Genomic DNA, 21,072 nt, shown 5'->3' with positions numbered 1-21,072 from the left:
AGGCTCTGGTGGGCGCTGCGCGCCCACCGCCAGAAGCCGGCCGCCAAGGCGGCCTATTGCGGTCTTTCCTTGCCGGGCGCTGCGCGCCAACGGCCAACGGATCACCTATCTTGGTTGTCTTCCAACATCTTTCGCATTTAGTACACCTTCGGACCGCTGCGCGCCCCGACCAAGTAGACCGCTACCGGGAAGTGGGGCACGCTGCGCGTACCCCACTTCCCGTGCGACTACTACTCACCCACAGTGAAATTCACATCGAGATACGAGAAATTGTCTCGTAGATGCTGCCGTACATCGTCGAGATCTACGGCCTCGTCCGCATCTTCTTGGCTACGCGCCGATCGCGTCATTGTTAATGCAACCGTGACATTCACTTCTACATCGAAGTCACGTTCTCGGCCTTCGAGCCCCCACTGTTCGCAGAACCTCTCGAACTCGCTGCACAGACTGTTCTCGTCCGCCCATTCGCACGCGGACTCGCTCAGCCGCCTGACCCACTCGCGATGGTTCGCACGCTCGGTATTGGCGCTCTCGCGTACGGCCTGCAAGGTCCGTTCGACGGCGGCCCGTTCGTGGATCGGCCGCACATACTCACCGAACCACGCGGGAGCGGCCCCAGGTGACACCGTGACCGGTGAGATGTCACGTGTACGCACCAACCCCGTCCAGCTCTTGTAGGTGTGCTCGACGGCCATCAACGGCTCACGCCACACGACAGCAACGCTTGCATGGGTCTCGGTGGCATTGCGCTCGTCCACCGAGAACCATCCCGACGCGGCGATACCGCCGCTTCCATCACTTATCTGCACATAGGCCCCCTCTGCGGGGTATCCCGCAACCAGGGGCTCTGGCAAGGCCTCGAGCACGACGGCCCGGTTCGACCAGTCAGCACCCCCTAGAGACCCGTTGTCGAAGACCACCTCGAGCACGGACGCAACTGGCAACACTGAATCGACGATCGATGTCATGGCAGATTTCAGCCTCTCAATTCGGGTGACGGATGGTCAGTCCGCCGATCAACAGAACGCCTCTGAATCTACCATCGAAACACTTGCACTGGAAGACGTAGGAGTCATCGAAACACGTTGATAAACAAAGCGTTTGGGATCACATCTATCGACAAGACGCAACCCGGCAGCGGCCGCAATTGTCCCCGGCGCACTCGGTGCCGGGGACCGGGTGCGCCCTGTCCGAAGCCAATGCCGGAATAGGATCGCTCAGGTGCCCCGTCCCTTTCCTCTTCTCGACGACTCCGTCTTCACCTCCTCCGGATACAAGCGGAGTACCAAACGGGTGGGACCCGATCTCGAGGACGCCTGCCTCTGCGGATCCCGCCGGCGGACGCGGTCCTGCCATGCGACTGCAGCCGGTCGCTGGATCGTCTCGGAACCGCCACCCCTCCTGAACGATGCTCGCACTGGCTACGCACACCCCGAGTGCTTCGGCCAGGCAGGAGCAGACTGTTCCGACAAGATCAGTAGAGAGCATTGGATCAGTGCCAACATTCACCGGCAGCTGCACATCGACGGAAAAGCACCCATGCTCAGCGGCGCACCGTGGCTGCATGGAGCATCGAAATCGGTAGGCACAAAAGCACTAGCCTCGAAGATCCTCTGTGAGCGCCACAACAATGCATTGTCACCTTTGGATTCCATTGCAGGACAGTTCTTTCAGGCAGTACGGGACATGCAGTTGTCCTTGGCGAGCACGACAGCACCTTTCCTGGGGCCGGCCGACGATCATTTCCTCCTTCTCAGTGGACCACGACTACAACTTTGGCTCCTCAAACTCGTTCTCGGGGGCGTGGCCTCACGCTCCTTCGGTGCGGCCGGCACACCCCTCAAGTCAGTCAGGACACAACCAGGGGTTGCGCTCCATGATATTCTTTGGCGCGGAGCGTTGTTCCCTAATCGATGGGGACTGCACGCTCGAAGGCACCGAGTCGATCCCAAGGGCACGCCAGAATCCATCGGCGTCATCAACCAAACAATTGACGACGAGGTATGCGGTGCAACAGTTCAATTCGGGGCACTCAATCTGAACCTCGGCCTTGGGGTGCCCGAGAACAGCGCGACGGTACAACCTGCTTCATACCGCTTCGATAGACCCTCGACAGACGTCCAGAAATACATTGCGCTTGCCTGGCCAGAGGACGGCCACGAACCCATCAGTTACTCGAACCTTGGATAGCCCACGGCGCGGCCGCTCCGCCACCAACAGCGTTGATAGCTCCCATTTCGACCTCGTATTCGCGATGTATTCTCGCGGGCATGACGCTCACCAGTTCGCTGGACCAGGCCAGTTCTACGATCCACGACGCCGGCCTCCGCATTCAATCTCTGCAGTCCACACTGGACGGCACCAAGCGAGACCTTGCGCAAACGCAGGAAGAACTGGCTCGCCTAGCTCTCGTTCTCGACACCTACGCTGCAGCTACCGAGGCTGGGCAACCTGCTGAAGGGAACCAGCTCAGACTGATCTCAGGAGCACTTGCTGCCGCAGCACAGAGCCTCACTAAGTCGTCCGACGCGCTTCGCGACGACGTGATCGCAGGCATCTAGCTAGCAGGTGACCGCCCCTTGGTCTCGGTCTCTGCGTCTCCGCGACGAGCTCGCCGGGCTTGCCAAGTACCTGATCGAACTGCATCGCTCGACAACCCGGTTTGGAGCTGGTTTGCCGCCAGGCGGGGAAGCCGTCGCTCGACACAGTTACGCAGCCCCGCCCCATAGCCCTGCAAGAGGATTGCCCACCCAGCGTAGTTGATTGAACGACCCTCGACGTCGCGCACGTGACAACAACAGTGACCCGTCGTGAATTGCTGAGCAGAACTCATCGATCCTGTTGAGCACCGACTCGGCCGGGGACGATTGCACTGTGATCCACACCCGGAACCGAAAACTTTCGTATCCATTCCCACGTCTCACGGGATCCGGTAGCGGCCCACAGCAACAACACTATTCGGGTTCACGCTGTTGATGTTCGGGGTCCGATCGAACTGCGCCGCGCTACCGTTGATCTCGTCCTCGAACAGCAACTCGCACGCGCTCGACGAGTCGCGTTGACCGAACGTCCGTACGCGCAGCCGTGGCACGAATATTTGACCTCACTCGGCGACGGAGATCAGGAGTTTCTTGATCTGATAGAGGCGGCGTCCCAGCAGCTCGTAGCCCGGTCCGGACGCGCCGAGGTAGTTGCGAAGGTGTGCTTGGCTGTAATGCTCGCGTCTGGGTGTGTGGTTCGGCCGGCGTTCGACGGCGGAGCGCGGACGACCAATCGTGCAGCCGAGTCGGCCGACGGTCAGGACGACATGGCAGCGTTCCCGGAAACGTGGGCGGCGCGAGACGTCACTCGAAATAACAGGCTGGTGCTTGCAGTGGGATCGCTTCCTGCGAGCGATCCCACCTTGGCGGACGCCCTGATCACTGCGGTCGTACAGCCGTGCCGAGTCAGTGTGTTTCGCCCGCATTCTTGACAGAACACGGCGATACGCCCGGACAGTGATCGGGGATCGCTCTAGTCGAGCGATCCCAGGCGCGAGTCTTGCCGATGATCGTGGAACGACAGCATGTTGTGCGCGACGATCCACTGTAGAAACGAATCCGGGAGAGCGTGAATGGCGTCGGCATCGACGTGGTGCCCGACTTGGGTCAGGGCGTGACGGAAAAGCAGCACCTTCTGACGCTCGCCAGAGAGCCCGGGCCTGCTCGCCGAAGGCTCGAAACGCGGCGGCCACTCCAGAAGATCGCTGAAGTGCCATTCGATTAGATCGAGTGCGGCCAGATACTCCCGATGCGCCTTGGTCCCCGGCACGACCTTTGGGTAGAAGTACTGGTCAGTCGGGTCTTCTCCGGCTGTGAGACCGGTTTCTAATTCGCCCGGAACATAGTTCGGGGACGTCGGTGGCAACCGATGCACCCTGCCCGGATGTACGAGCACCCAGACTGCCTGCTCGTGGGATGTCGTTTGACCGCGTTCCAACGGTCCCGAGCAATCGACTCGGAACGACGTGGGGTCCGTTGTCACGAAAAAATTCTCGTTCATTCTCAGCGCTCTAGCTGTTGCGTGACCCCACCACTGGATATGGCAGCCTCCGCGCTGCTTGGTCCTAACCTGCGTCGCGTCCGCCCTCTCCGTGATCAAAAAACTGTTCCGAGAGAACGCCTTATGTGCATCCGGCACATCTAGTCGTCTGTATCCGTCGGTGACGTTCTTGGTGGGCCTACCGATTTCGAGGCGGTCCCCTTCCTCCAGCTGGATCGCAGGTCCGACCTGTTTCGGCGGGCTGAACCTTACGACGGGGACGCGCCTGTTGTTCGCACCGTCATCTCGGTACTTGACGATGTCCGAGGCCCACACTTCGACCGTGGTGTAATTCGTTGCCGTCATGAACTATTTTCCCTGCGTTCCTTGTGGTTTGCGACACGGGCCGATATCTTCTCGTACTGCGTCGATTGCCGCCACCGCTACCTCGGCTGCGACGGGAGCGGCATCCGCTGCACCGGATCGAGGCGACTGTTCACCGCCCAAGATTCGGACGGCGATGACTATTTCGGGGTTCTCTGCCGGCGCGAGTGCGACTACCCAGCCGTCGTAGGAACCGCGGTCGTCATCCGCGGTGCCGGTCTTCGCGGCGACCGGCATGTCGAGAATCCCGAGCTCGCCTGCGTGTCCGTCCTGCACGACCGCCCGCATACCGTCGAGCACGGGTCCGGTAACCGGGTTGTCGAGAACGAGTGCGGTTGCCGGTGGCGACGTAACGGAGTCGACATCCAGCTGGTCGTCTGTGCATTGCCCTAGCTGCACCCGCGCGCGGGGTAGTGCTCCGTTCGTCGCGAGTCGGCCCACCGCCACGGCCATTTCGTACGGTGATGCGCGGACGTCCTGCTGACCGAATCCCGTGCGCGCAAGCGCATCTGGGTCGTCGCCGACGCCTCCCACGACGATGCCGGGGTGAGTCGGGAAGTCGGCGGAATCGGCGGAGAGCACCGCGGTCATCTGGGTGATCGACTGCAGACCGGTTCGGATGGCGATCTCGGCGAATGCGGTGTTACTGGACTCCGCAAGTGCCTGGGTCAGATCGCCGCCGCCTTCGATGTTGCCGGCGTTGTGGACGATGCCGACCCCGCCCGGGGGTGTGTATTCGTCGCGAACCGGCGTGGTGGTGTTCTGTCCTGCGCTCAGGGCGCTGGCTGCGACGATGGTTTTGAACGTCGATCCCGGTGCGCTTTGCGAATACACCGCCGGGTAGCCGGCGTCATAGGAGTGTTGGTCCGAGCGGTGTGAGTAGAGGCCGAGGATACTGCCGTCCTTGAGGTCCAAGGCTACGACGTCCCCTTCGTATCCGCGGGTTTCGAGACCGTCGCGGGCAGCGGTCTGGACCGCTGAATCGAGGGAGGTGACCATTGTCGGTGATTCGCATGCCTTCTTCACAACAAGGTGTTCCAGCCATGGTCGTAAGCAAGTGCCGGCGCTCATGTTCGTGGCGACGAAGTAGGCGGCGTCGATGTCTCCGTTGAGCTGCGGTATCGACGACTCCAGGGTGCGGGTTTGCACGTCGGCATCGGTGGTCGCGTCACGCATCGTCGATGGGACGAGGAACGGCGTCCCGTCGCGGAAGACAACCGGGCCGGGGTTTCGTGACGCGGCATCCTGGGCTGCGGTTCGTGCGGGAACTTCGGGTACGACGGTTTGCCAGGCAACCAAAGTGATGACGATCAACCACAGTCCGAGGATCGCCCACTTCGTTCGGTCGACGCGTGCGACAACGCGGAGTTCGGGGACGCTTGGAACCGGCCGCCAGCGGTGGGATCCGATGCCGACGATAAGCCCGACGGCGATCCACATACAGGTCAGCGAGCTTCCTCCGTTGGAGAGGAACGGGACGACCATCCCCGTGACAGGCACCTTGTTGATGGTGGCGAGCGTGACGTACAGGGCTTGCACGGACACCATGGCTGCCAGGCCGGTCGAGATCAGGCGTGGCCCTGCGCTGGTGGCACGGATTGCCGACAGCCAGCAGGCGGTGACCAAGGCACCGAATAGGCAACAGATTGCTATGACCACTATCGCTCCCCGTTCCTCTCCGATGCCGGCGAGGACGAAGTCGTTCTCTACGTTGGCGACGTCGAGCGGGGATCCGTTGTTGAAGCCGGTGCCGAGCCAGCCTCCGGTCGCGAACGACCGAAGTGCCGCGCCTGTGTTCTGAAGCTGTCCGTCGGACGTGATGGGGTTCAACATCTGGTCGATGCGGGCGCGGAGCTTTCCCACACCGAAAAAGGTTGCGACGACGAGGACTGTACCGACGGCCGTAAATCCGATCCAGACGCGCGGTGGCGGGCCGCACACGATCAGCATGACTGCTACTGCACCGGTGAGCACGAGTACCGGACCGAGGTCGGATGCGTAGCCACCGAGGGCCGCGGCGAAGGCGACCGGCCAGCAGGCTAGCAACGCGGGCGTAACCCTTCCCGCTCGCAGCGCTGGTCCTGCGGCATACAGCATCGATCCCAATCCGATGATGATCAGGATTCTGGCCAGATCGCCCGTCTGTCCGACGAAGGGCCCGACAGATATCCAACCAGGGGCACCGTTGACTAGTACGCCGATCCCGGGCATGAGGGGAAGCGTCAGTGCGACACAACCTGCGACCGCTACGCCTGTCCCCGTGATCGAGCGAGCGGTGGTGTTCCACGTACTGCCGATCCACGCAGCGACGAGGAACGCGGCCACCCCGACCAAGGCCCACCGCGCCTGGTCGACGCCGCTACCCGGATAGAGCCTCTCCGCCGTCACGGCACCGAGGCACGTGAGGGTCCAGGCGGCGACTGGGATCACGAGGGAGGCGGATGCGCCCACAACGCGCCGAACGAACGCACACAACACGATCGGAACCACCGCTGCCGCCGCGACGTAGAGCAACGAATGCTGCACGGACCAACCCAGCTGGGCTGCTGCAGTCAGCACCAGCGCGGGAGGTCCCCCAAGAGCCGCGAGGTCGCTGGAACTCTGCCCGCCGCTGAAACCGGGTGCGCCGCCACCTGCTGGTCGAGTCGCCACCGCTTCCGTGTGTACCCGCAGGAGGGCGAGAACTGTGAGCGCCAGTACGGACAGCGTCGCGAGCATGTCGGCGATCATCTCGACGCCCCCGAGGCACTTCGTTTCACCAGACGTATCCGGTCGTGCTTTCCCAGTCGGATCACGCACTCGGACGTCGCCGCCCTCGGTTCGCGGGGGGCCACCCGGCTGTTGTCGAGCCAGGTGCCGTTGGTGCTGTCGAGATCTTCGACTTCGACCACCTGAGCGGCGGGATGCCAGCGCAGGGCAGCGTGTGCCCGTGAGACGGTCCGCGAGGAAACGACAATGTCGGATGTGGAGGATGCGCCGACCACGTAGCGCCGACCCTTGCGAAGAGCGACGCGTCGACCGTCGGGCAGATCGGCGAACCACAGCTCGGAGGCGTCACCCGGCGCGACATCGGTGATGTCGTCCTCGCCGCGCGGTCGGCGAGGGACGTCGCCGACTTGGTCGGTCGGAGAGTCGTCGCCGTCGGGATAGCGAAGTACTACCTCGACATCTCGTCGGCCGAGAGCCGGGTTTGCGCGGAGGGAGAACGCAACGCCGGAGTAGTTCCACGATTCTGCTTCAGCACGGGCGGCGAGATCTTCTCCCAGTTCACGGGAGAACTGCACCCAGATCGGCACGACGCGTTCATACATCTCCGGAGCGAGTTCGAGGAGCACGCCTACCGGCATGAACTTCGTTCGAGCGGTGCCGATCGCACCGCTCACGATCTTGTCCAGAACCCGGACACTAACGTTTTCGGGGGTGGGTAGAGGAACCCGAAGACGCTCCTGCACCGTCTTGGAGACGGCGCGAGGAGCGTTCCCCGCGAAAGTGCCCTGTGCGCGTTGGGTCCGAACCACTTTCGCAATGACAGCGGCTGTAGCGACCAGTGCTGCGATGATGATCAGAGCAGTCATGCTTTCCTCCTCGGTCGAGGAAAGCATGACGCGCTACGGCCTTCACGAACAGAACCGATGGATTCTGTAGTTCACGCGCGCTGGATTCGGCCCACGATCACTGTGATGTTGTCGGTCGCACCGGTTTTGGCAATCTCAACGAGGCGTTCTGCGATGTGAATCGTGGAGCGTTGTCGCGCCTCCACCAACGTTGATTCGATGTCATTCTCGTGCAGTGAGCCTTTCCACAGACCGTCCGTGGCGACGAGCACGATGTCGCCTGGTTCTGCCTCGTGGGCCCACACATCGGGCGTGACCGACCGCGCACCACCGATACTGCGTGTGAGCGTGTTGCCGGTCGAATGGTCTGCCGTCAATCTTCTCAGTCGCCGACCTCGCGCAGGAAGAATGTAGACGCGGCTGTCACCGACATGGGCGCCGTACAGATAGCCGGTTTCATCCAAGTGAACGATATCCAGAGTCGTTGCTCTTCCTCGATCCGCGGGGTCGTCGTCCTGGCGCGCGCGGACGTCGGTGTTCGCACGCGTAACCGCCGACGCCAGACTCATGCCGTCTTCCTCGATCGCATCGCGGACTGCCCGCAGCGCAGCGCGAGATGCTTGACCGCCGGCAGACCGCCCGCCGACCCCATCGGCTATACCCAGCAAAGACCCGCTGAGGATCGCCCAGTCCTGATTTTCTTTGCGCGGGCCGGCGTCCGTCGCGCTGTCGGCGTCGAAGAAGAGTGCGCCACCGCCGCCGCCGGGAAACGACAGTATTCGACCTACTGTCGATTCCTCGGTATCGATCCGGTCCGTCGATCGGCCGAACAACCGGTCAAGGGCTCCGCCTCGGGTGCTCGTACTCGTACTGGGCTCGCCACGATCGATTACGCGAGACGCAGGGGGCACACCGATATCGGTCATTTCGCTTTGCACAGAGTCGGTTTCACCGCCGAGTGGAACGTGACGGGTGACGGTCAGGCTGTCCGGGTTGACCGTTGCACGAGGCGCACTGAAATCGTCCGGACTCGCTTGCCGTAGCACCCGGTCGGGACCGAACGGTTGCGGTGCCGGTGTTCGCTCCGGACGGCGTTCATCGTGGAAGTCGAACAGGTTGCGAGACATGTCATTCCGATCGTCGCGGCGGGGGGAGGCGGCCTGTGATTGCGCCACAGGATCGAAGGGATCGTGTTCTGTCTGTTCCTCGCGATCGGTCCATGAAGCACCGGCCTGGGACCCAAGCCCTTGCCCACGTTCGCGGCGATACTTCAGGTCTGAAATGCCAATACCAGCAAACCGCCACACCATCAGTGGGACAACACTTCCCACGAGAAAGACTGCCAGTGCGGCGTTGTCACGGACGAAGTCGATTCTCCCCACACCGAAGACCAGCACAGCGACGAAAACGATCCACAACGCAGCGCAGGCTATCCGGGTACGCAGTGCCTCGCGGATCCCGATCTTCGCGGGCGGAACTGGCGAAGAGTTGGGGACCATCGCACGTGCCTCTCTCAGTGGTAGATGCTTGTTCATCGTATGCCCCTGACCGTCGAGCCGAGGCGTGCCAGAGCGTCCGACATCACGGCTTCGTCACCGCGGTTCTCGAGCAGCGCACCGGGGTCGGACAGGCTCTCACCCTCGGCCAACGTCAGAGCAGTGCGATCAACTCGATCGAGTGGGTTGTTCGATAGCCATCGTTCGACGAGATCAGCAAGCGGCGTAGGCACACCGGGGGTGATGACGTCCAGCCGGGGCGCGTCAGGCCTGGTCTTTTCCAGCCACCGTCGGTACTCGTCCGATCGGCGGTCGACTTTGCCGTTGTCGAGCAGGGGCATGTCGACCCAACGGGACTCGGCGAAGTCACGCGGGTACGCCCCCGAGATGAGCCGATAGACCATTGCGCCCACTGACCACAGGTCGCACAGTGCCGTTTGATGGCCGAGTCCGCGCCCCGGGAGGATCTGTTCGATCGCGGCGTAGTTGTACGTGCCGGTGAAGGTGGAGTCCATGTCGGTGAACCCTGCTTGATCGAATGCGCGGGTCGCTCCGGCGATACCGAAGTCGGTGAGCACAGCGTGAGGTTCTCCATTGATCAAGTCGACAAGGACGTTGGCAGGCTTGATGTCGAGGTGCAGGAAGCCGGCGCGGTGCGTCACGAGCAGAGCTTCCAGCGTCTGGTGGATCAACTCCAGCAGTGGAAGTATCGGCACCTCGTTACCCCATCGGTCCTCCACGTACTTCTTCATATCGCCTAGCGGGTAGTGCCTCATGACGATGAACGGTCTCTCGGAATCGTCGTCTAGCTGCACGTCTTGTCCACTGACTATGTCGACGACATGGTGCCGACCCAACGGAATGAGCCGAGCGAGAACGTCGCGTTCGAGCCCTTTTAACGCTGGCTGCTTGGCCGGCGCAAACGCAGGATCGATTTTCCCGATCTTGGCTACGAAGTATTCCTCCCGAGTCGTTTGGTCTTCGTCCTCACGATCTTTTCTGGTGCACAGCCAGAGGTCGTACCACCGTGTTCGAGCGTCCGGGAGTGGTTCCACGAGCTGGAATTTGTCCCCGTCAGTCGTTCGGAGGACGTATCCGGGTCCGACACCGTTCGTCGGTTCGGAGTCCGGGTCGACGAGTGTCTCCGGCTCATCGAGAACATCGTCACGGGCGTTGGTCGGGGATTGCCAGCGCCCCCGAATGTCGTCGGCTTGTTTCTCGAAGACGTCGGTGAAGAACGCGCGGCGTTGATCGGCCGCGGGCTTCTTCCATCCCCTCTGCTTTTCCAGGAAGTGTGGAACAGCGTGCACAGAGTCGTTGATCTTCTCGGCCAGTTCGTTGTTCGCGTCGATGCTGTCCTTGCGGACCCGCGCGTCATGACCGGTGGTGCCGCCGACGAACTTCGCGGTCAACGGCACCAGATCGATGCTGGCGAGCACGATGAACAACAGGATGCGTACTGCCCAGATAGTGGTTCCGTGTTCTCCGGAGGCAAGTGAGGACAGCGCGACGATCCGACGCAGTAGCCCGTTCTGGCTGGTGTCAGCCTCGCTGGGTACCGGTACAGCGTTGACCTGTTCGCTGACCAGAATCTGTGCTTGGCATGTATCGATGGCCTGCTGTGTCAGGTCAGTGCTCGTCGGTCCTTGGCCGCACGCTTGCAACTGGTCGGCGGTGAAGCCTGATGGTTTGAGTATCACCGTGTAGTCCTGGCGCGCAGCGACTGCTCGCTGAAGCGCTTCGTTCGCTCTCGCGACTGCAGCGGAGGCCTCTTGTCCTTCTGCGCCGAGCCCCGGGATGCCGGTTCCCGTCTCGCAGTCCGGTGCCGGGTTTGATTCGCACTTGAGCACGCGATTCGCGTCCTCGACCTGTTTCGTCGCGGCATCGACCGAGGCCGTGAGACGGTCGACGGCTGTGTTCGGGTACTCGATTTGCTCTTTGTACCTCTGCTCTGCCGATGCCTTGGCATCGAGCCGAGCCTGGTTGTACTCGTTCTGCTGCCGGACTGCTGCAGCATTGTTGTCTCGATCGACCTGCGCTGAGATCTCGTCGTCGAAAAGCGTCAGCTCAACGCCCTCGGCCATCAAGATCGCGATGCCCGCGGCGAGGAGAAAGCGCACGAAGAACAGGCTGAATTTGCTCCGCCACCGCGACGAGGTGAGCGGCCGGGAAACGATCAGGCGGTCGACGTTGAACACGACGATCGTCCACACCACTCCGATGGCAATCACCAGCGCCAGCGGCAGATTCGAGTAGCCAGTGGTAGCGAGCAGCACTGCGGAAATGCCCGAGATGATCGAGGTCACGATCACCGACATCCCCAGGCTGCAGTACCAGTTGAGCTCCGCTTTTTCCTTGATGTGCATCCAGTTGGCACCGCAGCAACCGAGTAGAAAGCGTGCGATGGGGCCGGGTCGAGTGATCGTGTCCGGTCGGGTGGGGGTTGTCATGGCCGTGGCCTTTCCGAATGCTGCTGAACGCCGACGGGATCGGCATCACGATGGTCGCAGGTGTTGAAGTAACTAGAAGTCATCCGCGTCGGCCGCTCTGCACGAGAAACAACAGAGGTAGGAGATCCACGCTGACCAGAACGAAGAACAGCCCGACCACGACGAGCCAGACCGGGCCCGCGTTCTCGGAGTTCCACAGCAAGGAACCGAATGCCTCGAGGTGCGGGAGAAGCCCGTTGCTCGAGCGCGCGGGTGGGTGCTCCGGGGCGAGTTGGTCGACGCTCGATTCGACCAGCAGCATGCCCTGACAGCGGTCGGAATCGTAGGGCGTCAACTCGGTCGTCTGTTTCGAGTATCCGCACGTTGCAAGTTGGACTGCGTCGAAGGGGGCAGGCACCGGAAAGACGGTGTACTCGGCAAGCCGCTGCTGGGCCGAAGTGCGCTCAGTGGTGACAGCATCCAGCTCTTCATTGGCCGCCACCGACCGAGGGCCTATTCCTACTTCGCCTGTGCCGGAAAAACAATCGGGTGAAGACGTCATCTCGCACATCACCATTTGCCAGGCCCCGGCTTCGCGCATTTCAAGACCGGAGACTGCGTCCTGCAGGCTGTCTCGCATCTGCGCAGGCTGCGACAGTTGCTCGGCGTACATCCTCGACGCGACATCACGGTTGGCTTCTCGGCTGCGGTACCACTCGTTCAAGTCGTCTTGTTGATGCATCGCCACGTTCACCGCGACCTGAGAGCGAACCTCTTGCCCGAAGATCGCCATCCCGAACACCCAGGAACCCGTCCCGGCAGTGAGCACGCTCACGGACGCCATGACGGCCACACTGACGAGATGCGATCCGGTTCGTCGCGACCGCGCGAACACGGTGGACGCCACGGTCGCCACCACGAGGCGGCGATACGAAAAGTAGAGGGCGGCAACAACGACGCTGACGATCGATGCCCACACAGGACCCATGTCGGCAAGCCCCGCAATGATCGTCGCGCTCAGCGCGACGATCATTGTCGAGAACAAACCAGCTACTCCGACGCTCTGCAGCAGAGTCCATGTACCAACGGGCGCAGTACGTACGTACGTCGGGCCGGCGCACCACACGAGCGCCTGGGAGAAACGACTCGGCCCGTACTGGCCGCTCAATTCCTCACCCCCTCGCTCGACTCCGCCGCCGACCGACCCGTCCGGATAGACCGTTGGCTCCTCGTCGTCGTAGGACGTCACGCTGCCTTCCCCGCTCATTGCGCTGCCCGATCGGTAGTCCGTAACTGCGGCCGACTATCGGCCATCCGCGCTGCGAACACGGCGACACCCGAGCTGCGCTCGGACGCACGTGGGCCACGCCGCGCTGCGCTCGTCGAATGCGCGTTATGCGCCTCGACAACACGGTCCGATCCACGAAGACAGATCAGATCGTCACAGCTGCAGTACAGTTCGGCGCTCACACCGACGCCGGAGGCAACGACCTGAACGACTCGAACGCCGGCAGCCCGGAGCGCGCGTGCAAGCGGTGCGAAGATGTGGTCCCCGGACGCGATGATCACCTCATCGTGCTGGTGAGCCACCCTGCCCACATCCACCGAATCGAGCAACGCGAGGTCCGCGGCATCCGGCGCGGACGTGACACCGATACGCCGAGCGTTCGCCGGGACGGCGAAGAATGCCGGCGCGGCATGTCGCCAGGCTGCGGCGACCGTAATCTGGTCACGCTCTCCGACACCCACATCGGTGACGTAGTCCGCCCACCAGGCGGAGCATCGGACAGCGGAAACGTCGCCGGACACCATGTTCTCGATGTCGAGCAAGTGCAATCTGGATGGATCGATTCGGCTAGCCCGGTCGTCGCTCATGACTTCTCCGATCTCCGTCAGGACCCGCATATACGGGGTCTGACGATGATCAAACTGGAGGAGAGGCGACGACAACAGAATCGGTGCGTCCCCTTTGCCCGGGAACCATGAATGCAACTACAGAACGACTGTTTGGCCGATGTCAACGGCTCAAGCTCTGCACGCCGACTCCCACGATATCTCGCGAGGTCGGTGGGGTAACCGCGTTTCCGCACATCCGAACATTTCGCTGCTTGGTTCCCCCGCGTAGAACGTACGTCGACGCGAAGCCCATTGCGCCTTTGAGTTCCGGTACGTCGAGCATTCTGAAGGACAGGTCTTCGACAGCGATCGGTCGGCGTGTGGACTTTCGATGGTGAGCGGCAGCGGGCACGACCAAGCCATGGTGGTTACCCGATGCCGTCACGGTGCAGAGAGCGTCGCTGACCGATCGCGCAGTCGAACCTCCACCTCGCAGCTCTGCGATGAACGGGGTGATCACCGCATGATGGCGGCCGCCCGCGGATACGGTCGACAGCGCCTCCGAGGTTCGATGATTCTTCGACTGGCCCCGCAGCACCGACACGAACGGCTCGAACACCGGGGCCCGCCCCTCAGACGGCCGTGATCTTGCCTGCCGATACTCGAACAGCGTGCCCGCGGCTTCTCTCGCGTCCTCGGCATGCGGAGCTGCCCAATACCGGTCGATGCCGGCCTGGATTCGTGCGATCGTTTTCGGCTTCAACGGACGAGTGCGGTCCCCTATCCGCTGGCCGGTCTTGGTCCAGTCGATGATGGTCGAGGCAGGGAGCCAGTCGGGCTCGAGCACGGTGTCCGCACACGCACGTGCGGGGCACCGGTAGGAGTACTGGCTACGGTACTTACCCACAGCCACCCCTGGGTTCTTCCAGGCCTGCAACGCACGCACGGGCCCGCAGCGAGAGCAGGTTGCCGGCGGACGGACCACGGTCTCGAAGTCAGGTGCCCGGTTGCCGGCCTTCCAGAAGCACACATAGAGGCGATCGCGGGACTGCGGCGCTGGTGTCCCAAAAGTCCATGAGTGCATCGAATTCAGGCAGATAAGGCGATGTTCGTAACCGAGGGCGTGCATCGCCGCGATCCATGGCCTGTAGAGAGGCCATGAGTAGATCTCGACGACGTTCTCGACGAAAACCAATTCGTATCGGTGATACTCGGTGAACCGAACGACGTCCCACATCGTCGCCCTCGATCGCTCGGCGGCCTCGGACGGTAGGTCGTCGGACAGTAACGAGATCTGCGCGGCGAGGCGCTTGGCCCCGCGAGCATTCGAGTGCCAGGTGCATTCGGGGCTGAACCATCCGATTGTCGTGCGAGGAAACAGCTTCGGAGTGATCTGAGAGAGGTCCGCGAGGATGTGCTCGGTGTGCTGGTGGTTGTACTGGTGCGTCTCGATTGCCTTGTCCCAGTGGTTCGACGCTGCCGATACCCTCACCCCGGGGATGGCGATCATTCCGGTCGTAGATCCGCCGGCACCGCAGAAGAAGTCCGATGCCGTGATGTCGAGCGATCCTCTCATCGTCCGGCTCCGTCGGGCACGCTGTCCCACACCCGTCGGTCGAGGATCCGGCCGGCGGCCTTACGGCCGACTCGTCGAACTTCGGTGCCGTCGTCGAAGTGGTGGTAGTCGCGGAATCTGGCGATCACCTCCGCTGGTGCCCACTCGCCCCACTGCTTGAACAGAAAGGGCACATCGGCAGCGGTGCACTGGTCCCGGATCTCTCGTACCCATCGCGGATGCATAGGCCGTGCCCCGCGGCCGGACTCACCGCCAACGATCACCCAGTCGAGCGCTGGTTCGCGCTCGCCGCCGCATTTCGAGTCTTCGACCGAACGGAGCCCGTCGCGAGTCAGCGCTCCTCCGATTCTGCTGGGTCGTAGGCGCGTGAAGTCGATCGGTCCGAGGAGCGGTTCGGCAGAGACGAACCGAAGAGCTGCAGGCGTGTCCAGCAGCGCCCATACTCGCAGGTCTGCAGTCTTCTGGTCTTCGGCCGAGACGCCGATCCACAGGTTCGGCAGCGGCCAGCTCTGGTACCAGACATCGGCGGGGCGGAAGGCTGCGACGACGCCAGCGATGGCGTCGTCGACGGCGCGGCGGAAGGCATCGGACTGGAGCAGTGCCCGCATCCGAGCGGGTCTCTTGGTGAGCAATTGAAAGGTGTGCTGGCGGGCGAGCGCGATCACCGCGAACACCCGGGCGATGTAGTCGTCCGGGATTGCTGGATGGAAGAGGTCGCTCATCGAATTCACGAAGATCCGGCGTGGCCGGCTCCATCGCAGCGGCTGGTCGAGCTTGCCGGGGCGCATCTCGACGTCGAATCCGTGCTCGAAGTAGTGCCCCGGTGTGCCGCGGAACCGCTCAGCGAGGGTTTGGGCGTAGCAATGATCGCAGCCCGACGAGACTGCGGTGCAGCCGGTGACCGGGTTCCAGGTTGCGTCGGTCCATTCGATGGCCGTGGCGTCGCCCATCATCGCTCTTCCGGGTCGTGGAGGGCATCGAGGAGCTGGAATCGTAGATCGGCGTCAATCGCGAACGAGATCCCCCTGCTGGGCAATTCGATCGTGTAGCTGTTTCGATCAGGTGCGGTCGTGATGATCCATGGGTTGGGGTGGAGCGGGACAGCGTTTGTGTCGGTGGTGGGGTCGGTTTCGGTCATGGCGTCCTCCGAACGTTGGGTCATTGGCTGCAGACGCTCGACGCTGTTCGCGCATCGGCGCTGGTGATGTCGAGGTCGTATTTCGCGGCCACGGTGAGATACGAAGTGACGTAACGGCATTGGTATGGCGCGTTGGGTGGCAGCCAGGTGTCGATTCCCTTGTCCGACTTCTGCTGATTCGTACGTCCGTCCACCGCGAGCAAGTTGATGTCGACGTCGTTGGCGAAGGCGGTTCGCTGGTCGATCGACCAGGCCCACGCCCCTGCGTCCCACGCCCTCGCCAACGGGTACACGTGATCGATCTGAATCTTCCCGAGGTCGTCGATCGTCGATCCTGTGTAGGGGTCGTGGAGTATCCCTGCTGCGACTTTGCAGTCGCGGGTTCCGGGCTTGAACTCGACGTCGATCAGTTGGGTTGCCAGGACGTCGTTTCGAGTGTCACAGCCGTTGTGCGATCCAGGGGCGGACGAGTCATCGGTCCACGCCGGGCCGAACACGCACCCTGAGCCCTTCTTGCAGGATCGGTCGTATCCATCGACGTCTGCGAGCGAGTCCACCGTTTCGAGCTGAGCGAGGAGCTGCGCGATGGGTACAGGCGTGCTCGCCGCGGCTGGGTCTGGGGTGTTGACCACCGCTAGTCGTGAGAGCGGATCGGCGTGCGTTCCGAACGTGTACGTCCCGACCGCGAGTACGGCCATCACGATGGGCACCGCGATGCGGAGTCGTCCGCGCGCGCTCATCGAACCGCCTCCGCCGGCAAGTCGGCATGCCCGCAGCTTCCGCGCCGCCTACGGTCCGAACGGTCTGACCAACGATGCAGTAGTGCCAGAGTCAGAGCCGAGAAGGCAGCGAGCAACGTGCCGGCCAAGGAGATGACCAAACTGACGGTGACCAGATCCTTCACGATCGGCAGAGCCCCGTTGAAGATCGCGAGCATGCCGACGACGTAGCCGACACATGCAAGCGCAACAGTGCGAGCCTCGCGGCGGCCATCTTCGGCCGCGAGGTGGCGCTCTACGTCGTGGATGAGGCCGTCTCGGCCGGATTGTGGGTCCATCAGGGAGTCCTTTCGTAGTGAGCGCGATAGCAAACGCAGTCCTGCACGGGGTAGATAGCGTGGCGGTGAGGTCTGTGACAGCCGGCCACTGAATCGCAACCCAGGAGCGTTCTCCTGTGGCTGCACCGGGCGGGCAATATGCGCCCGGGTGTCACAAGCGTTGCGAGTTCGGGGCCGTCTGGTACTGGTCTAGTGGCCGGTCGCCGGGATGGACCGGGCCGACGTTGCGACGCCACGGCCCGGTCAGGTAGTCGTAGTGCTCTTGAGTGAAATCGGAACCGATCAGATCTCGTACGACCAAGCCTCGGCCGACATCGCGGGCAGCGACTCTGGCAGCCCCGCATCCGAGGACGCCGAGCAGGTTCATGGTCGCTGTGAGTTCGTGACGCCGATTGTCGCCGCAGGCCGCCGTGTGGGCAGCATGTGTCGCTTTCCGCCAGCCGGGTGCGCACCACCACGCGGCGCTGACCGTCTCCGGTGCGGTTTCCAGCAGATCGGACTCGACGTCGAGGGTGCGCGCCAAGTCGAACACCTGCCGCCACCGCAATCCGAAAACCACCTCGAAAACGTGGTCCGTCAGCTCATGGTCAGGAACGGTTGGTCGGAAGCGGTCGGCGGCGTTCGGAGTAGCAGCAAAGTACCTCTCAGACAGGCCGTGTTGCATCCGGCGATGGACTTCGCTGGCGATGGCGCTGTGCGCCTTACTGTTCGAGCTGCAGCCGGTACTGCCGGCAGCTCGTGCGTGCGGTGAGAGGTCGACCGAGGGCGGCCGCGTTGTCGAGATCGAGGATTGCATGGGTACTCCCGTTTCTGTGGGACAGATGGTCGGTCTGTCGATCAATTTCTGACTGGTCTCTGTGCCGCTATGCGACCAACAACGCGGCGCTATATCACTCTGCTGCTTAATTTTCCGACCTTTCAGCGCCGTCCAGCCAGTCACCGATCCTGCCGCGGACGGCGTCACCACCGGGGGGATCGTCGTAGGCGTCTTCGAGCGCTCCCCGCGCTCCGGATGAGATGACCGCGAGATCGCAGTCTCGTGTGTCGGCCCAGTCGCCCCACGTCCATCCCCTTCCTGCGTCGATGTGAAATTGTGTTGCTGCAGCCGGAACACCGTCGACGAAGACTTGGATGTGGGTAGGACCATCTGGATCGCGGACGACGATCACCTCGATCCGAAGTGCGGGGGCGAATCTTCTCGTCACGATGTCGCACCGGCCAGACGCTCGGGCCTGTCGAACTCCCCTGCCGCCCGACTATTCGAGTTCACAGTCCGGTGGTGGCGCGACGCAGCCTCTCTCGGTGGCCGTGCCCTGTGAACGGGCTTGGCATCCGTTGCGCCGCTACGCCGTCGAAGCAGCCACTCGATCCCGGTTGCTACAGCACACGCCACGGAGGAAACGGCGAACACCATCGCTACACGACGCGGATCTCCGTCGATGGCGGCATCGTCGGTCCGGCGCAGCAGTGCAGCCCAAGCCAAGCCGGCAAATGCAGCGAAGACAGCCAACACCCCCGCAACACCGCGCGCTACGGCTACCACGCAATATCGCGACGAACCCGAACTGCTCGCAGGTACATGATTCCTACCGTCGATCCGGACGAGGACTCTCATATTCGACACACCTCTGCACTTCTCGGAAGTCGGATGGTCAGTCCGCTCATCTGGTGAAAACGCCGACAACAACAGAAGTCGTCGTCGCCGCGGCTTCGTGGAACCACCCACCAAGCCGATACGCCAGGACACTACCCACCGGACCCGGAGTTCGCTAGGGCTCAGCAGCGAAAACGTCCCCGGCGCACCCAGTGCCGGGGACGGGCCTGGGGCGAGCAGCGACCCGGCGCACCGAACCGCCGCTCACTCCTCTCCCCAGAGCGTCCCCTACTCGGTCCCGTACAGCTCGCAGCGGTAGTGGTCTTGACCGCGTTCGTCTACGGCGTCCCAATCGACGCCGACGGCGTCGGCAAGGTGCCGCAGGTCGCTCAGAAAGTCTCCGAACACCGTTGTCAGTTCCTCGGTTTCGAGGCCGATCGGTCTGGCGTATGCGATCAGCCCTTCGGCAGCGTTGGCCGCTCGAACACCGTTGTCCCGGCTTTGGGTATCGAGGGTGTAGCCGATGCGCGGACGCTCGCGTCCCTCGACCGATGCGTGGAGTTCTTTCGGCGTCTCGATGCCGGATAGCCGCTCGGCCTTGTACTCGATACTTGTGTCGGACATGTTGTGTGCCTTTCTTTTTGGGGATCGCTACACGACGGGCGTGCAGTGCAGTGCGGCCATCAGGCCGGTGTGGGTGGCGTGAGCCGGGGATGGTTCGGCGTGTTCGAGGACGTGGGCGGTGGCGTCATCGATGACCACAGTCATGTGGGCTCGGTGGCGGGTGAGCATCACGCACGCTCTGCCGGGGTCGAGATTGAACGGCTCGGCTGTCCGGTACCCGGCAAGCGGGTGCAACACGACAACGGCGGCGCGTTCGAGGCCTTGCAGAGAGTTTGCGGTGCCGACCAGTACGTCGGGGTGATCCGAGAGCAAGGCCCGGACAGCGGCAGCCTGCGTGACATGAGGGACGACGACAGCCAGGTCCGCCGCTGTCATGGCCCGCTGTCCGTCCGGTGTGGTCACATCGGCGTCCAGCAGTTCTCGCGCGCGCAGGGCGCACTGTGTGGCCAGGACGGGGTCGGTTGGGCCTCCGATGACCCGCACTGGCCGATGCGCGAGTTCGGGCAGGCCGGGGCCGCTGGAATCGGTCAGATGCTCCGGTGGGCGACGGGAAGTGAAAGGCAGGCCGGGGTAGAACAGCGGTTGAATGAGGGCCGTTGTCCTCGCGCCGAGACGCCAGGTGTGTCGCAGACGGACCACGCCGACCGAATCGCCGTGAGCTGCTTGCAGAGCGAGGGGGGCAGGCAGGTTCGGTGCGGTCTCGCTGCCCTCCCACCGCGATACGTCTCCGGTGACCACCGGATCGATCTGTCCGGGGTCTCCGACGCAGACGACCTGTCGAGCCATCGCGCCGAGCGCCCCCAGATCGGCGTAGGTACATTGCCATGCTTCGTCCACGATCAACACATCGGCACCGATTCGGTCCGGGTCCGAGAAGAGCCACGGCGCCGTGGTACCGATGAGAATTGCGCCAGTCTCATTCGACCACCGCACTTTTCGTCCTGTCACTACGGGAGTGCTTCCACTGTCGGGGAGGGGTGCTTTCGCCTTCCAGATCAACGCTGCTCGATCTGTCAGCGCGCCGAGCCGACGCGCGATTTCCACGGCTTGTTCTCGGGTTTGCGCCGCGATACCCACCCGTAGGTCTGCGCGATGGGCCAAGGCGGCGGCGAGCAACGCGACCAGTCGAGTTTTTCCTGCGCCCGGTGGTGACGGGACGACGACAACGGGGTCTCCGGACCACACAGAGAACAGCACGCGTGCAGTGATCGGGTCGGCCATGATCTGTGATCCGGGCCAATGGGCGGGCGATGACGGTTCGGTTCCCTTGAAAGGTGTTGCGTCGGGGTTCGGGGTGTCCGCTCCGGGTGCGACGATACGCATTGTTGTCCCGTTCTTCTTCTAATGTGTTGTTCATGAATACT

At 63.0% G+C, this 21,072-nt stretch carries 20 protein-coding genes; 2 read left to right on the top strand and 18 right to left on the bottom strand.

Annotated features, from left to right (window positions below; all coding sequences use genetic code 11):
• Positions 1-230 precede the first annotated feature (230 nt).
• A complete protein-coding gene (locus CH302_RS13835; protein WP_141216652.1) occupies positions 231-809 on the bottom strand; it encodes a hypothetical protein in 579 nt (192 codons plus the stop codon).
• 157 nt (positions 810-966) lie between these two features.
• Between CH302_RS13835 and CH302_RS30630 the strand changes: the two genes are divergently transcribed.
• Together CH302_RS30630 and CH302_RS13830 are read left to right on the top strand one after the other, a co-directional pair.
• A complete protein-coding gene (locus CH302_RS30630; RefSeq protein WP_255032396.1) occupies positions 967-1,089 on the top strand; it encodes a hypothetical protein in 123 nt (40 codons plus the stop codon).
• A gap of 1,181 nt (positions 1,090-2,270) precedes the next feature.
• On the top strand, positions 2,271-2,561 hold the full coding sequence (locus CH302_RS13830; RefSeq protein ID WP_032375883.1) for a hypothetical protein: 291 nt from the start codon (positions 2,271-2,273) through the stop codon (positions 2,559-2,561).
• Between the two features lie 359 nt (positions 2,562-2,920).
• On the opposite strand, the gene CH302_RS30065 is transcribed toward CH302_RS13830, so the two are convergent.
• From CH302_RS30065 to CH302_RS13745, 17 genes are all read right to left on the bottom strand, one after another.
• Positions 2,921-3,091, bottom strand: a complete 171-nt coding sequence (locus tag CH302_RS30065; protein ID WP_155289038.1) for a hypothetical protein — start codon at positions 3,089-3,091, stop codon at positions 2,921-2,923.
• Positions 3,092-3,513: 422 nt separating this feature from the next.
• A complete protein-coding gene (locus tag CH302_RS30060) occupies positions 3,514-4,386 on the bottom strand; it encodes a hypothetical protein (RefSeq protein WP_015586234.1) in 873 nt (290 codons plus the stop codon).
• Between the two features lie 3 nt (positions 4,387-4,389).
• Positions 4,390-7,134 carry an FtsW/RodA/SpoVE family cell cycle protein gene (locus CH302_RS13815; protein ID WP_015586233.1) on the bottom strand — a complete coding sequence of 915 codons (2,745 nt, stop codon included), beginning with the start codon at positions 7,132-7,134 and terminating at the stop codon, positions 4,390-4,392.
• Positions 7,131-7,979 (bottom strand): FHA domain-containing protein, encoded by an 849-nt coding sequence (locus CH302_RS13810; protein ID WP_032392088.1) that lies wholly within the window; start codon positions 7,977-7,979, stop codon positions 7,131-7,133. Before CH302_RS13810 ends, CH302_RS13815 begins: the two co-directional genes overlap by 4 nt.
• Positions 7,980-8,050: 71 nt before the next feature.
• Positions 8,051-9,085, bottom strand: coding sequence for a PP2C family protein-serine/threonine phosphatase (locus CH302_RS13805; protein WP_157773226.1), 1,035 nt, complete (start codon positions 9,083-9,085; stop codon positions 8,051-8,053).
• A gap of 404 nt (positions 9,086-9,489) precedes the next feature.
• Positions 9,490-11,904: a DUF4407 domain-containing protein gene (locus CH302_RS13800; RefSeq protein WP_015586230.1), complete on the bottom strand. Its 2,415-nt coding sequence runs from the start codon at positions 11,902-11,904 to the stop codon at positions 9,490-9,492.
• Positions 11,905-11,983: 79 nt separating this feature from the next.
• On the bottom strand, positions 11,984-13,132 hold the full coding sequence (locus CH302_RS13795) for a DUF4407 domain-containing protein (RefSeq protein WP_157773223.1): 1,149 nt from the start codon (positions 13,130-13,132) through the stop codon (positions 11,984-11,986).
• Positions 13,133-13,146: 14 nt separating this feature from the next.
• Positions 13,147-13,758 (bottom strand): NYN domain-containing protein, encoded by a 612-nt coding sequence (locus CH302_RS13790; protein WP_157773221.1) that lies wholly within the window; start codon positions 13,756-13,758, stop codon positions 13,147-13,149.
• A gap of 142 nt (positions 13,759-13,900) precedes the next feature.
• The gene (locus tag CH302_RS13785; protein WP_015586227.1) at positions 13,901-15,295 is read right to left on the bottom strand and encodes a DNA cytosine methyltransferase; all 1,395 of its coding nucleotides are present in this window, start codon (positions 15,293-15,295) and stop codon (positions 13,901-13,903) included.
• Positions 15,292-16,245, bottom strand: coding sequence for a DUF5131 family protein (locus CH302_RS13780; RefSeq protein ID WP_032375880.1), 954 nt, complete (start codon positions 16,243-16,245; stop codon positions 15,292-15,294). Before CH302_RS13780 ends, CH302_RS13785 begins: the two co-directional genes overlap by 4 nt.
• Positions 16,245-16,433 (bottom strand): hypothetical protein, encoded by a 189-nt coding sequence (locus tag CH302_RS13775; protein WP_139278549.1) that lies wholly within the window; start codon positions 16,431-16,433, stop codon positions 16,245-16,247. Before CH302_RS13775 ends, CH302_RS13780 begins: the two co-directional genes overlap by 1 nt.
• 20 nt (positions 16,434-16,453) lie before the next feature.
• Complete coding sequence (locus CH302_RS13770) at positions 16,454-17,173, bottom strand: HNH endonuclease family protein (protein WP_015586224.1); 720 nt, start codon at positions 17,171-17,173, stop codon at positions 16,454-16,456.
• Positions 17,170-17,490 (bottom strand): hypothetical protein, encoded by a 321-nt coding sequence (locus CH302_RS13765; RefSeq protein WP_015586223.1) that lies wholly within the window; start codon positions 17,488-17,490, stop codon positions 17,170-17,172. Before CH302_RS13765 ends, CH302_RS13770 begins: the two co-directional genes overlap by 4 nt.
• A gap of 151 nt (positions 17,491-17,641) precedes the next feature.
• The gene (locus tag CH302_RS13760; protein ID WP_032375879.1) at positions 17,642-18,049 is read right to left on the bottom strand and encodes a hypothetical protein; all 408 of its coding nucleotides are present in this window, start codon (positions 18,047-18,049) and stop codon (positions 17,642-17,644) included.
• A 343-nt stretch (positions 18,050-18,392) separates the two neighbouring features.
• A complete protein-coding gene (locus CH302_RS13755; RefSeq protein ID WP_032375878.1) occupies positions 18,393-18,695 on the bottom strand; it encodes a hypothetical protein in 303 nt (100 codons plus the stop codon).
• A 677-nt stretch (positions 18,696-19,372) separates the two neighbouring features.
• Entirely contained in the window at positions 19,373-19,708 is a 336-nt protein-coding gene (locus CH302_RS13750) for a hypothetical protein (RefSeq protein WP_015586219.1), read from the bottom strand.
• Between the two features lie 27 nt (positions 19,709-19,735).
• Positions 19,736-21,031 (bottom strand): AAA family ATPase, encoded by a 1,296-nt coding sequence (locus CH302_RS13745; protein WP_015586218.1) that lies wholly within the window; start codon positions 21,029-21,031, stop codon positions 19,736-19,738.
• Positions 21,032-21,072: the final 41 nt, after the last annotated feature.

The organism is Rhodococcus sp. 15-2388-1-1a (assembly GCF_002259145.1).
Lineage (GTDB): Bacteria > Actinomycetota > Actinomycetes > Mycobacteriales > Mycobacteriaceae > Rhodococcoides.
This window is presented reverse-complemented; position numbering and strand designations above follow the sequence as displayed.

What these genes read in the sequence shown, in the direction of transcription:
- CH302_RS30630 (WP_255032396.1), top strand. Translation starts at nt 967, where the DNA reads ATGGCAGATTTCAGCCTCTCAATTCGGGTGACGGATGGTCAGTCCGCC.
- CH302_RS13785 (WP_015586227.1), bottom strand. Translation starts at nt 15,295, where the DNA reads ATGAGAGGATCGCTCGACATCACGGCATCGGACTTCTTCTGCGGTGCC.
- CH302_RS13815 (WP_015586233.1), bottom strand. Translation starts at nt 7,134, where the DNA reads ATGATCGCCGACATGCTCGCGACGCTGTCCGTACTGGCGCTCACAGTT.
- CH302_RS13765 (WP_015586223.1), bottom strand. Translation starts at nt 17,490, where the DNA reads ATGGACCCACAATCCGGCCGAGACGGCCTCATCCACGACGTAGAGCGC.
- CH302_RS13805 (WP_157773226.1), bottom strand. Translation starts at nt 9,085, where the DNA reads ATGTCTCGCAACCTGTTCGACTTCCACGATGAACGCCGTCCGGAGCGA.
- CH302_RS13800 (WP_015586230.1), bottom strand. Translation starts at nt 11,904, where the DNA reads ATGACAACCCCCACCCGACCGGACACGATCACTCGACCCGGCCCCATC.
- CH302_RS13780 (WP_032375880.1), bottom strand. Translation starts at nt 16,245, where the DNA reads ATGGGCGACGCCACGGCCATCGAATGGACCGACGCAACCTGGAACCCG.
- CH302_RS30060 (WP_015586234.1), bottom strand. Translation starts at nt 4,386, where the DNA reads ATGACGGCAACGAATTACACCACGGTCGAAGTGTGGGCCTCGGACATC.
- CH302_RS13770 (WP_015586224.1), bottom strand. Translation starts at nt 17,173, where the DNA reads ATGAGCGCGCGCGGACGACTCCGCATCGCGGTGCCCATCGTGATGGCC.
- CH302_RS13745 (WP_015586218.1), bottom strand. Translation starts at nt 21,031, where the DNA reads ATGCGTATCGTCGCACCCGGAGCGGACACCCCGAACCCCGACGCAACA.
- CH302_RS13790 (WP_157773221.1), bottom strand. Translation starts at nt 13,758, where the DNA reads ATGAGCGACGACCGGGCTAGCCGAATCGATCCATCCAGATTGCACTTG.
- CH302_RS13775 (WP_139278549.1), bottom strand. Translation starts at nt 16,433, where the DNA reads ATGACCGAAACCGACCCCACCACCGACACAAACGCTGTCCCGCTCCAC.
- CH302_RS13750 (WP_015586219.1), bottom strand. Translation starts at nt 19,708, where the DNA reads ATGTCCGACACAAGTATCGAGTACAAGGCCGAGCGGCTATCCGGCATC.
- CH302_RS13810 (WP_032392088.1), bottom strand. Translation starts at nt 7,979, where the DNA reads ATGACTGCTCTGATCATCATCGCAGCACTGGTCGCTACAGCCGCTGTC.
- CH302_RS13830 (WP_032375883.1), top strand. Translation starts at nt 2,271, where the DNA reads ATGACGCTCACCAGTTCGCTGGACCAGGCCAGTTCTACGATCCACGAC.